General features: G+C 70.8%; 11 protein-coding genes. 6 read left to right on the top strand and 5 right to left on the bottom strand.

What is annotated here, in order from left to right; all coding sequences use genetic code 11:
• Positions 1–218: 218 nt before the first annotated feature.
• Entirely contained in the window at positions 219–1367 is a 1149-nt protein-coding gene (locus BKD26_RS15510; RefSeq protein WP_084898401.1) for an alkaline phosphatase PhoX, read from the bottom strand.
• A gap of 310 nt (positions 1368–1677) precedes the next feature.
• Entirely contained in the window at positions 1678–2982 is a 1305-nt protein-coding gene (locus BKD26_RS15505; protein WP_084898400.1) for an LCP family protein, read from the bottom strand.
• 361 nt (positions 2983–3343) lie between these two features.
• On the opposite strand from BKD26_RS15505, the gene BKD26_RS15500 reads away from it, so the two are divergent.
• Both BKD26_RS15500 and BKD26_RS15495 read left to right on the top strand, forming a co-directional pair.
• Positions 3344–3748 (top strand): BlaI/MecI/CopY family transcriptional regulator, encoded by a 405-nt coding sequence (locus BKD26_RS15500; protein WP_241518668.1) that lies wholly within the window; start codon positions 3344–3346, stop codon positions 3746–3748.
• Between the two features lie 5 nt (positions 3749–3753).
• The gene (locus tag BKD26_RS15495) at positions 3754–4686 is read left to right on the top strand and encodes a M56 family metallopeptidase (RefSeq protein ID WP_084898398.1); all 933 of its coding nucleotides are present in this window, start codon (positions 3754–3756) and stop codon (positions 4684–4686) included.
• A gap of 237 nt (positions 4687–4923) precedes the next feature.
• Here BKD26_RS15495 and BKD26_RS15490 read toward each other — a convergent pair whose 3' ends face one another.
• The 3 genes from BKD26_RS15490 to BKD26_RS15480 all read right to left on the bottom strand — a co-directional run bounded on the left by BKD26_RS15490 (position 4924) and on the right by BKD26_RS15480 (position 6768).
• Positions 4924–5379 (bottom strand): tellurite resistance TerB family protein, encoded by a 456-nt coding sequence (locus BKD26_RS15490; RefSeq protein WP_084898397.1) that lies wholly within the window; start codon positions 5377–5379, stop codon positions 4924–4926.
• 109 nt (positions 5380–5488) lie between these two features.
• Complete coding sequence (locus BKD26_RS15485) at positions 5489–6472, bottom strand: sporulation protein (protein ID WP_084898396.1); 984 nt, start codon at positions 6470–6472, stop codon at positions 5489–5491.
• A 77-nt stretch (positions 6473–6549) separates the two neighbouring features.
• A complete protein-coding gene (locus BKD26_RS15480) occupies positions 6550–6768 on the bottom strand; it encodes a hypothetical protein (RefSeq protein WP_084898395.1) in 219 nt (72 codons plus the stop codon).
• Between the two features lie 375 nt (positions 6769–7143).
• Between BKD26_RS15480 and BKD26_RS15475 the strand changes: the two genes are divergently transcribed.
• The 4 genes from BKD26_RS15475 (at position 7144) to BKD26_RS15460 (ending at position 11978) form a co-directional block, all read left to right on the top strand.
• Positions 7144–8499 (top strand): hemolysin family protein, encoded by a 1356-nt coding sequence (locus tag BKD26_RS15475; RefSeq protein ID WP_084898394.1) that lies wholly within the window; start codon positions 7144–7146, stop codon positions 8497–8499.
• Positions 8496–9515 carry a hemolysin family protein gene (locus BKD26_RS15470; RefSeq protein ID WP_084898393.1) on the top strand — a complete coding sequence of 340 codons (1020 nt, stop codon included), beginning with the start codon at positions 8496–8498 and terminating at the stop codon, positions 9513–9515. The genes BKD26_RS15475 and BKD26_RS15470 overlap by 4 nt, the downstream gene beginning before the upstream one ends.
• A gap of 124 nt (positions 9516–9639) precedes the next feature.
• Complete coding sequence (locus BKD26_RS15465) at positions 9640–10959, top strand: hemolysin family protein (RefSeq protein WP_084898392.1); 1320 nt, start codon at positions 9640–9642, stop codon at positions 10957–10959.
• Positions 10956–11978, top strand: coding sequence for a hemolysin family protein (locus BKD26_RS15460; RefSeq protein WP_084898391.1), 1023 nt, complete (start codon positions 10956–10958; stop codon positions 11976–11978). The genes BKD26_RS15465 and BKD26_RS15460 overlap by 4 nt, the downstream gene beginning before the upstream one ends.
• Positions 11979–12034: the final 56 nt, after the last annotated feature.

The raw sequence follows: 12034 nt of genomic DNA, 5'->3' as shown, positions 1-12034 counted from the left end.
CCCCGTTGATCGATGACGGCCGAGTATCGCAGTCGCGCGTGGATGACGGCAGGGCCCACGACGACGATGGGGAGCTCGCCGCTTCGGCCGACTCCCGGCAGGAGCGGCGAGCTCCGGGGTGAGGGGTGGAGCCTCGGGGCGGGCCAGGGGACAGCGCGGGTTACGTGATGAGCACGGCCCACGCCGCCCCCGTCGCCGAGCGGCGCGGCCCGGGTCGGTTACAGGGAGGTACGGAAGGGGCCGGTGACCTCGTAGGTGATGCCGCCGCTGCTGGAGCCGGACGTGCCTCGCTGGGAGGAGAAGTACAGCCGGTTACCGGCGGGGTTGAACGCGGGGCCGGTGATCTCCGAGGAGGACTGGCCGGTCACCCGCAGGAACGGGGCGACGATGTCGTCGGGGGTGATGATGCAGATCTCCATGTTGCCGCCGTCCTCGGCGACGTACAGGTCGCCGACGCCCGCGGCGGTGATGTTGTCCACGCCGGTCAGCGGGGCGCCGGTGACGTTGTCGTCGTAGACCACGGCGATGGTGTTCTCGGCCGCGTTGTAGGCCCAGACGCGGTTGTCGCCCTTGGTGGTGAAGTAGCAGATGTCGGAGCGGTAGTAGCAGCCCTCGCCGCCGTTGAACACCTTCGCGCCGGAGACCTGCTTGCGCGTGGTGGTGGGGCTGCCGTCCGGGTCGGGCACGTTCGCCCAGGACAGTACGCCGGAGACCTCCTTGAGTACCTGGAGGGTGCCGGACGACAGGTCGCCCCAGGTGGTGGGTACGAACCGGTAGAAGCACCCGTCGGACTTGTCCTCGGTCAGGTAGATCACCTTGCGGACCGGGTCGGCGGCCGCGGCCTCGTGGTTGAACCGGCCCATGGCGGGGCGGCGGACGGCGGCGTTCACGCCCCACGGATCGGTCTCGTAGACGTAGCCGGTGTCGACCTCCTCGCAGGACAGCCAGGTGTTCCACGGGGTGGACCCGCCGGCGCAGTTGCGGTTGGTGCCGCCGAGGATCCGGTACGCGCCGGTGATCTGGGCGCTGCTGTTGAACTTCACCGCACTGGCGCCGCCGCCGGCGCTGCCGACCTCGGCGTTGGAGACGTAGATCCAGCCCGACCCGTCGGCGAAGCACTCGCCGCCGTCCGGGGCGTTGTGCCAGGTGTAGCCGGTACCGGACACGGTCTGGCCGGAGCGGGCGATCACCCGGCTGGTGAAGCCGGCGGGGAGCATGATGCCGTTGGCGTCGGCCGACTGCAGTCCTCCGTACGGGCTGGAGCCGGGGAGTGCGGGATATGCGGCGGCCTGCCGCCACAGCGAACCGGACAACGCTGCCGCGCCGGCGCCGACGACGGCGGCACGAAGAAGACTTCGACGTTCCACATCTACTCCTTCATCCAGGGAAGGGTGAGCATTTCGTGTTACGTGCCACCGACTGGTCACCGGGAAGCGAGAGTAGGGCCGCCGCACCGGGCCGATAAGGCTCGCCGAGGAGAACACTTTCCGGCCATCCGGTGAGCGGCGGTATCGCGCAGAATCGATCAGGCATGGAGCGGGTGAACGAGAGCCGAATTCCACCGAGCTGATGAGGAAGCCGGACAGGCGGCTCCGATACGGCGTCGTGGCGCGGCAGGCCGTGACGGCCCTGTGGAGAACGGCGCTCAGCGGCCCGCGCGGTCGGCATGCCCGGGATTCAGCCTCGCAGGCCGGAGTAGTCCCGGCCGATGGTCAGGGTGACGACATCAAAGGCGGCATTCGCGTCGACCCGCGGTACGACCGTGGTCCTCAACCGCGCCGCCACGGCGAGTGCCTGCTGTTCGAGGCCCGGGGGATGCGTCACGGTCGTGGTCGCGGTGGGCTCGGGGGCGTTGCCGGTCGCGGTGACGGTGTAGCCGGCCGTACGCAGGTGCTCCGCGGCTTCGGCCGCCGCGCCCGTGGTCCCGGTGCCGTTGAGCGCCTGGACCCTGACGCCGCGGGCCGGTGCCGGGGCGGGGGTGGTCATCCGGGACTTGTCGACCTCCTGGTCCTTCGCCAGGGCGGTGAACAGGTTCTGGGCGTGCGGATACTGCCAGGAGATGTTGGCCTTGTCGGTCGGGACGTCCAGCTCTCGCGGGTAATGGGGGACGGTCAGGAAGGTGAGGCGGTCCTTCGGTATGCCCTGGAGGGTGGAGGCGAGGTCGGTCAGGGGCTTTATCCCGGCGAGGGACGGGTCGGTGCTCACCGACTTGGTCGCCGAGTCCAGTACGTCGTAGAGGGCGCCCGGGCTGGTCAGCTTGTCCTGTGCCTTGGCGGCGAGAGCCTGCATGAACTCCTGCTGGCGACCGATGCGGCCGATGTCGGAGCCGTCGCCCACGCCGTAGCGGGTGCGGACGTAGCCGAGGGCCTGTTCGTCCTTGATGGTCTGGCAGCCGGCCTCCAGGTCGAGGCGTGCCTTCTTGTCACGGATCGCCTGCTCGGGGCAGACCTCGATGCCGTCCAGGGCGTTGACCATCCCTTTGAAGCCCTGGAAGTCGACCGACAGGAAGTGGTCGAGGCGCAATCCGGTGTTCTGTTCGATCGTCTTGATGGTGCAGGCGGCGGCTCCCCCGACGTCGCCCTGGGCGCCTCCGATGGCGAACGCTTCATTGATCTTGGCGTGGTGAGGCTCGGAGGTGGAGCCGTCCCCGCGGTCGCAGGCGGGTATCCGGATCCAGGAATCCCGGGGCAGGGAGACGACCGCGGCCCATTCCCGGTTGGCGGCTATGTGGAGGACCATCAGTGTGTCCGACTGCATGGTGTCCAGGTCCTTGCCGTACTCGGCGTTCGCGCCGGCGCGGCTGTCGGACCCGACGACGAGGATGTTCTTCGCGCCCGGGCTGAGATTGACCGGCCGGTCCTGCCCGATCTTGCCGTCGATGTCGCCGGCGCGGATGTTGCCGTCCAATTGCCGATAGAGCCACGCCCCCGTCCCGCCCGCCCCGAGAAGCAGGACGACCAGGACGCCGCCCGTCCAGGCCATGTACCGGCCGCGCCGGGTCAGCCGGGATGTCCTCGCGCGCCCCGCTCGCCTGCGGCCGCCCTGCTGCCTTCTCATGTTGCTGCCCCTCCCGCACCCCGGCCCTGCCGGCCCTGCTGTCCGTCTCGTGTCCCGTCCGGTCCCCGATCCGGGTCGACGGATGCACGAATCTACAACGACGTAGAAGATGAGTGGTGAGGGGCGGCGCACCTGGATGCTCGGCGCCTGTGGCGCGCCATGGCTCGCGTGCCATGCCACGGCCTCGCCAACACCAGCCGAACAACGGCCGACGACCGCGCCGCGACTCAGTACGATGAACCGCTCCAGCGACGGATGCCGGCCGGAGGTACGGGAGGGAGACGGCGTGACGGACCAGAACCAGGGCGGTGCCCCTCGCCAACCCCGCCGGCGCGGCCAGGGTGAGCTGGAGGCGCAGGTACTGGCCGCGCTGCGCGAAGCGCCCGGACCCGTGAACGCCGGGTGGGTGCAGGAGCGGCTCGGGGGCGGACTCGCGTACACCACCGTGATGACCATCCTGACCCGCCTGCACGCGAAGGGCGCGGTCACGCGGGAGCGGGCCGGCCGGTCCTTCGAGTGGACCCCGACCGCCGACGAGGCGGGGCTGGCCGCCCTGCGGATGCGGAAGGTGCTGGACGCCGAGGCGGACCGGGAGGCCGTCCTGGCCAGCTTCGTCACTGCGCTGTCACCGGGGGACGAGCAGCTGCTGCGCGACCTGCTGGCCCAGGCAGCCGACGAAGGGGAAGACTGACCGCCATGGGGGTCTTCGTCTTCCTGCCGCTGGTGCTGCCCTTAAGCGCATGGCCGATCGCCCGGCTCGCCGAGCAGCATCTGCATCCGCGCGCGGCCACCTGGCTCCTGACCGGGGTCGCCGGCGTTCTCGCCGTGTGCAGCACGCTGTGCCTGGCGCTGCTCGTGGTGGTCGGCACCGCGCAACTGCCCGGCAATCCGCTGCCGGACGGCTGGTCGGATCCGGAGGTGCGGGAGGCGGTGCCGTACGACGAGATCGCGGGCAAGGTGTCCATCCCGGCCCTGCTCGTAGTGATCGCGTCGTGCGCGAGGACGGCGTGGCGGCATTACCGCGTACGTCGCCGCGCCACGTACGCCCTGGCGTCGCTGCCTGCCCGGTCGGTGGCCGTGCTGCCCGACGAGACGCCGTACGCGTACGCCCTTCCCGGCAGGCGGCGCGGCCGGGTCGTGGTCACGACCGGGATGCTGGCCGGATTGAGCGCCTCCGAGCGCCGGGCGCTGTTCGCCCATGAACGGGCTCACTTGGTGGGCCGGCACCATCGCTTCCTGCTGGCGGTGCAGCTCGCGGCCCGCGCCAACCCGTTCCTGCGCCCCTTGCGTACCGCCGTGACCTACACCGCGGAGCGGTGGGCGGACGAGGAGGCGGCCGCGGCGGTCGGCAACCGGCGCGTGGTGGCGCGGGCGATCGGCAAGGCGGCTCTGGTCTCGCGCGGGGCGCCCATCGCGACGCTCGCGGGGTTCGCGACCACCGGCCCGGTGCCGCGCCGGGTGGCCGCCCTGCTGGAGCCCGCGCCCGCCGAACGAGTCTGGCCGCCCGTCTCCACGACGGTGGGCCTCGCGGCCTGGGGCGCGGCAGCCGGGACCACGGTCTCGGCGCTGTCGTCGGCGAACTCGGCCGTCACCCTCTTCTTCATCCTGAAGGCGGCGACCCCGCTCTGAACGCGTGGCCCCGGGCCGGGATTCGCTGCGGGCCTTCCCGCCCTTCAACGGGCAGAAGGGCGGGAAGGCGGTCGGAGGGGGCTTCGCCGCGTCCGAGGGACGCCACGCCTGCCAGTCACGGGAGACTGCGGACGGACCGGGCGATGCCCTCGTGCCGCGCCGGCATCGTGGCCGCGATCGTGATCGCCGCCTTCTGGGCCTACTCGGCCGACTGGTCCCGCAGAGACACCGGCGGCATCAGAGGTCGAACTCGTGCGGCGGAAGTTCGAGCACGTAGCAGGCTTCGCGTACGACGGCCTGCTCGGTCTTGTCGAAGTCGCCGTCGGCACCGCCGATGACGATGCCGATCTGGACGACGGCGCGGGCCTCGGCGGGCTTCTTCTTCGCCTTGGCGATCTCCTGGAGCACGCTGACCTTGCCGAAGTCGAAGTCGGCGGTGAGCCTGTTGAGGTTGTCGTCGAAGCGGCGCTGGAGGTCGTCGGCGGGGAAGTTCTGCAGCACCTCGTTGGTGGCGATGAGTTGGGCGACGCGGCGCCGCTCGGAGGGGTCGATGGTGCCGTCGGCGGCGGCGACCAGGGCGCACATCGCCATGGAGGCGTCACGGAAGGCACCGCTCTTGAGGTCGTTCTTCTTCGCCATGAGCTGGGTCTGCATCGTCGATGCGGACTCCTTGAGGCGGTCCCACAGGGCCATGAGAACTCCGTAATCGTCGGGGTGGTCCGGGCCGGACGGGGGCTCCAGCCGACCCGGACCACCGCGTCTTCTACATTGATGTAGAAGCTATCAGGGGCGCAAGAGCGCCTCAGCCTTCTTCGCCCTCGTCCTCCTCGCCTTCGAAGAAGTCCCCGACCTCGTCGACGACTTCGGCCGCGACCATGCCACCGACCACGCCGACGGCGAGTCCGGCCGCGCCGGCCGCGACCACGGTCCCCATACCGGGGCCGGACCGGTGGCCATGTCCGTCGCCGTGGTGGTGGTCGCTGTGTCCGTACGACGCGTGGGTGCCGTGCGAGGAGCGGTGCTCGATCAGCCGGCGTACCCAGCCGTCGACCTCGGTGTTCCAGTCGGGGTGGGCGACGCTGTCGTGGGTGACGGTGAAGCGGGTGAGCGCGTCGTGGCCGCCGGAGAACAGTCCGCCGCGCTTGTCGGCCTCCAGGACCACCTCCATGCCGCCGGGCGTGGCGAGGAAGGTCACCTCGATCTCGTTGACCGCGTGCGCGTACTGCGGAGACGGGGTGATCTCGATCTCCTGGTAGAACGGCAACTGCTGGCCGGTGCCGCCGATGTGGCCGTACTCCAGGTCCGCGGACTTGAAGCCGAAGCCGAGCTGCCCGAACGCCTCAAGGATCGCCTCTTGGACCGGCAGCGGGCCCACCGTCAGCGGGTCCAGGTCGCCTTTGTCCTTGGCGCCCGCCACCCCGAGCTCCGTACGTACGCCCAGCACGATGCCCAGCGCCTGGCCGTACAGCTCGGTGATCGGGGTCTCCCACGGCAGCGTCACCGAGAACGGAATGCTGCGCTGCTCGCCTTCGGCCAGCCGGAAGCCGCCGGCCACCACGTACCGCTCGAAGGCGACGGTGCCCTCGTGCTCACCGTCGTCCGTCTCGGCCTCGGCGCGGGCGACCAGCTCCAGGCTGATGTGCTCGATGTCGAAGTCCGCGTTGCCGCCCTTGAGGTGGACCTCGCCGGTGAGGCTTCCCCCGGGAAGCACCGTTCCCGGGGCGAGGACCGTGTCCACGGCGGGACCGCCGACACCGATCGAGCCGAGCAGCCGTTTGAACACCATCGTGGCGTTCACTCCTTCGTGATGCGTGTGGTTCTCTCGTCATGGCCCGTCGCCCTGGCTGGGCGGCGGTCCGGTGGTTACTTCGCCGCTTCGAGGGCGGCCAGGGCCTGCGCCCAGCGGACGTATTTCAGTTCGGCGAGGTCGGCTATGGACTCGACCCCGAACGCCTCCTTGAGGAGTTCACCGTCCCGCTCCGACACACCCTTCAGGGCGGCAACCGGTGCGGCGAGGACGTCGGCCAGGGGTTTGTCCGTCCATGCCTTGTCCAGCACCTTGTCCAGGTCGATCGACGTCATGACAGCTCTCCCACGGATACGGATGGATGGTGCGCAGCCGGAAGCCACGCCACCGCGCGATGTATCTACACGCATGTAGAAGCATAGGGGCGGAGCACCCTTGTGATGCGGGAAACCTCGGGACGTCCGGCAGCGAGTCTTGAAACGGCCCCTGGCGGGCTCCGCCGGCAGCCTGGCCTGCCCCGGCGCGGCAGCGCCCCGGCGGCGCGCCTGCCGTCTTCGTTTGCCTTTCCTTTACAGTGGGTGTAGAAGCATGCTGCTTCTGGCCTCACCGTCTTCCGCATATGAGAAGGAGCTACGGACCCGCGATGGGTGAACCTCCCAGTCCCAGCCGTGTCACCTCAGCCCGCACGACGCAGGAACGGGGGTGACACGGTGATCGAAGTCCTGCTGCTCCTCCTGGCACTCGCGCTGACGCTGGCGTGCGCGGTGTTCGTCGCGGCCGAGTTCTCCCTCACCACCGTCGAGCGCGGCGAGCTGGAGCGCGCCGCCGAGAACGGTGAGCGCGGCGCCGAAGGCGCACTGAAGGCCGTACGGAAGCTCACCTTCCAGCTCTCCGGTGCCCAGCTGGGCATCACCGTCACCTCGCTGGTGATCGGCATGCTCGCCGAGCCGTCGCTCGCGGCCCTGCTACGTGGCCCACTCAGGGCCATCGGTCTGGGCGGCGCGGCCTCGTCCGTCGCCACCGTGCTGGGTGTCGCCGTGTCCACGGTGGTGCTGATGGTGATCGGTGAGCTGGTCCCGAAGAACTGGGCGATCTCGCATCCGCTCGCGGTCGCCAAGGTGGTGGCGGGGCCGCAGCGCGGCTTCACGGCCGCCTTCGGGCCGTTCATCCGGCACCTGAACCACACGGCGAACCGGTTCGTACGCCGCTTCGGGTTGGAGCCGGCCGAGGAGCTGGCCTCGGCCCGTACCCCACAGGAGCTCGTGGCACTCGCCGAGCACTCCGCACGGCGGGGCGTGATCGAGCAGGACTCCGCCGAGCTATTCGTACGCACCCTGCACCTGAGTGAGCTGACCGCCGAGAACGTGATGACCCCGCGTGTGGACGTCGTCGCGCTCGAGGCCCACGCCACAGCCGCCGACGCCGCCAACCTCTCCCTGGCCACCGGCCTGTCCCGCTTCCCGGTCTACCGCGACAGCCTGGACGAGGTCATCGGCACGATCCACATCCGCGACGTCCTCGCCCTGCCCCCGCAGGAGCGGGCGACCACCCCGGTCACCGCCCTCGCCACCCCGCCGCTGCTCGTGCCGGACACCCTCCCGGCCGACCGGTTGCTGGAGCGGATGCGCGCCGAGCGCACCATGGCCGTCGTCATCGACGAGTACGGCGGTACGGCGGGCGTCGCGACCGTGGAGGACATCGTCGAGGAGGTCGTCGGCGAGGTGCGCGACGAGCACGACCCGCTGGAGATCCCCGACCTGCTGCCCGCGCCCGCGACCGAGGACGGCCGCGCCACCTGGGAGGCCGACGGCAGCGTCCGGATCGACCAGCTCGCCGCCATAGGGCTCATCGCGCCCGATGGGCCGTACGAGACCGTGGCCGGCCTGGTCGCCACCCGCCTCGCGCGCATCCCGGCCCAGGGGGACACGGTCCACGTCGACGGGTGGCGGCTGGACGTCCTGGACGTCGAGCACCACCGCGCCGACCGCGTCCACATCACCGAGCCCGCCCGCGAGACACAGCAGGTGCAGTCGGCCCGGGAGCAGCAGCTGGAGGAGGCCCGATGACCACCGTGCAGCTCTTCATCGGCGCACTCACCCTGCTGACCAACGCGTTCTTCGTGGCGGCCGAGTTCGCCCTGATCTCCGTACGCCGCAGCCAGATCGAACCGGCCGCACGCCAGGGCAACACGCGGGCCCGGATCACCCTGTGGGGCCTGGAGCACCTGTCCCAGATGATGGCCACCGCCCAGCTCGGCATCACCGCGTCCTCGCTGGTGCTCGGCGCGGTCGCCGAGCCCGCCATCGCCCACCTGCTGGAGCCGGGCTTCGCAGCCGTCCACCTCCCGTACGCCCTGGTCCACCCGGTCGCTTTCGTCATCGCGCTGTCCCTCGCCACGTACGCGCACATGCTGATCGGCGAGATGGTCCCCAAGAACATCGCGCTGGCCGCCCCGGCCAGGACCGCGCTGCTGCTCGGCCCGCCGCTGGTCGCCCTGACCCGCGCCCTGCGCCCCCTGGTGTTCTCCATCAACGCCTTCGCCAACGCCCTGCTGCGACTGATGAAGGTGGACGCGAAGGACGAGGTCGAGTCGGTCTTCACCGATGACGAGCTCGCCCGTATGGTCGAGGACTCCAGCGAGGCCGGACTGCTCTCGCCCGCCGACAGTGAGCGGCTGCGGGACGCCCTGGAGCTGGGTTCCCGGCCGGTCGGCGAGATCGCCGTACCCGCCCAGAAGATGCACACCGTCCCCCACACGATCACCCCGGCGGGGCTGGAGCGGACCGCGGCGGCCGCCAAGTTCTCCCGGTTCCCGGTCACCGGCCCGACCGGAGCCGTCCTGGGCTACCTGCACATCAAGGACACCCTGGGCGTGGCCGACCGGGACAAGCCCTTCCCGCGCACCGCGCTGCACCCGGTCACCCGGGTCCGTATAGACACGCCGCTGGACGACACCCTCACCGCGCTGCGCGCAGCCGGCAGCCACCTGGCCGCCGTCACCGGCGAGGCGGGCGCGGTCATCGGCTTCGTGACCATGGAGGACGTGCTCGAAGAGCTCGTCGGCCCGGCGGCCCCCGTGTAACCGGCCGACGCCGGCGTTGCCTTGATCCACCCATCCAGAAGGCCATCCAGAAGGCCATCCCCATGGCCATCCAGAAGGAGCACCCCTTGTCCGCCAGACCGACGGACCCCCCGGCGGCACCGCGATGACCGCCGCCGTACTCGGCCTGCTGGCCGTCCTCGTCCTGACCGCCGGCACCGGCTACTTCGTCGCCCAGGAGTTCGCGTACGTCGCCGCCGACCGCCTGGCGCTCGCCCGCGAGGCGGAGGCGGGGGACAAGCGGGCCGCCCGCGCCCTGAAGGTGCTGGAGCGGCTCTCCTTCATGCTGTCGGGCGCCCAGCTGGGCATCACCGTCACCGGCCTGGTGGTCGGCTTCCTCGCCGAGCCGTCCGTCTCCGTGCTGCTCAAGCCGGTGCTGGGCGGCCTCGGCCTGCCCGGCGGCGCCGTCTCGGTGATCTCCGTCGTACTCGCCTTCGTCCTGGCAACGGTCGTGCAGATGGTGCTGGGCGAGCTGGCCCCGAAGAACCTCGCGCTGGCCGTTCCCGAGCGGCTGGCGAAGTCCCTCGCCGCCTCGACCCTGGTCTACCTGAAGGTCGTGGGGCCGGTCGTGCACGTCTTCGACGGTGCCGCCAACAAGCTGCTGCGCAAGGTCGGTATCGAACCGGTCGAGGAGCTCCACCACGGCGCCACCCTCGAAGAGCTGAGCCATCTGATCGGGGAGTCCCACGAGCAGGGCCACCTGCCCGCCGACACCGCCGAACTCCTCGACCACGCGATGGAGTTCTCCGAGCGCACCCTGGACGAGGTGATGGTGCCGCGCGTGGACGCCGTGTTCGTACGCAAGGACGCCACCGTCGCCGAGGCCGTCGAGCTGATCGCCGAGCACGGCCACTCCAACTACCCGGTCCTGGGCGACCACCCCGACGACGTCGCCGGTGTCCTCGGCGTACGGGATCTGATGCGGCTGCCGGCCTCCGGCTTCGAACACACCACGGCGGGGGAGGCGGCCCGCCGGCCGCTGCTGCTGCCCGACACGCTTCCGCTGCCCGACGCGGTGGCGCAGATGCGGGAGCGGGACGACGAGTTCGCGGTCGTCCTGGACGAGCACGGCGGCGTCGCCGGGATCGTCACGTACGAGGACATCGCCGAGGAGCTGGTCGGCGACATCGCGGACGAGAGCGACACCGTCGTCGAGCTCGCCGTCGCCGACGGGGACGGCTGGCTGGTGGACGCCGGGCGCCGCCTGGACGAGGTCGAGCAGGCGACCGGCATCGCGCTGCCCGAGGAAGAGGATTACGACACCGTGGCCGGCCTGATCATCGACCGGCTCGGCCGCTTCCCGGCGATCGGCGACCGTCTGACCGTGGACGGGGTCCGGATCCAGGTCCTGAGCCTGGACCGGCACGTCCCCGAACGCGTACGCATGCAGCGCATGGAGCAGCCGGCCGAGGAGGCACAGGCATGAGTTTCCCGATGGCCCTCTTCGTCACCGTCCTGCTTCTGATCGGCAGTGGGTTCTTCGTCGCCGCCGAGTTCGCCCTCGTCGCCGCCAAGCGGCACCGCATGGAGAAGGCGGCCGCCGACGGGCAGCGCGGCGCCAAGGCCGCACTCGCCGGTATGCGCGAGCTGTCCCTGATGCTCGCGGGCGCCCAGCTCGGCATCACCATCTGCACCCTGGGCCTCGGCTCCATCTCCAAGCCCGCGATCTCCCACCAGGTCGACCCGCTGCTGGTGAAGCTCGGCCTGCCCAGCGGGCTCAGCTACGGCATCGCGTTCGCCTTCGCCATGATCGTCGTCGTCTTCCTGCACATGGTGCTCGGCGAGATGGCGCCCAAGTCGTGGGCCATCGCCCACCCCGAGCGCTCGGCGATGCTGCTGACGCCGCCCTTCCGCGCCCTGGTCAATGCCGTACGGCCACTGATCTGGCTGCTCAACAAGGTCAGCAACGCTCTCGTACGGCTGTGCCGCGTCCACCCGCGCGACGAGCTGACGGCCGTCCACAACCGCGAGCAGCTCACCCACCTGGTCGCCGAGTCCGAGCGCCTGGGCCTGATCAACAAGACCGACTCCGAACTGATCACCCGCTCCCTGACCGAACCGCAGACGCCGGTCTCCGGCCTCCAGACCCCGGCGGGCGACATCATCACCGTCCCCGCCGACGCCGGCCTGGACGCGATCCTGGCCGAGGCCACCACCGCCGACCGCTCCCGCCTCCTCGTCCGCGACGGCGACACGATCCTCGGCTCCGTCCACGCCCGCGACGCCCTGGTCGCCCGCACCCGCGGCCGCACCGTCACCGCACGCCAACTGGCCCGGCCCGTACCAGAGCTGAACGCCGACGACAGCGCCTCCCACGCACTCGAAACCCTGCGCCGGCACCGTGCGTCCCTCGCGGTCATCCGCGACGAGGGCGGTCGGCTCACCGGACTGATCAGCCTGGACGACCTGATCGCCCGGCTGCTCCATCCGCGGACCGCACGGTGAAGGACGCGGGGCATCGGCGTGGATGCCGCCGCTGAGGTGACCGCGGCAACAGGCGG

This window comes from Streptomyces sp. CB03238 (genome assembly GCF_002099185.1).
Classification (GTDB): Bacteria; Actinomycetota; Actinomycetes; order Streptomycetales; family Streptomycetaceae; genus Streptomyces.
Note: the sequence above shows the minus strand (reverse complement) of the source record. Positions and strands in the feature narration are given on the sequence as shown.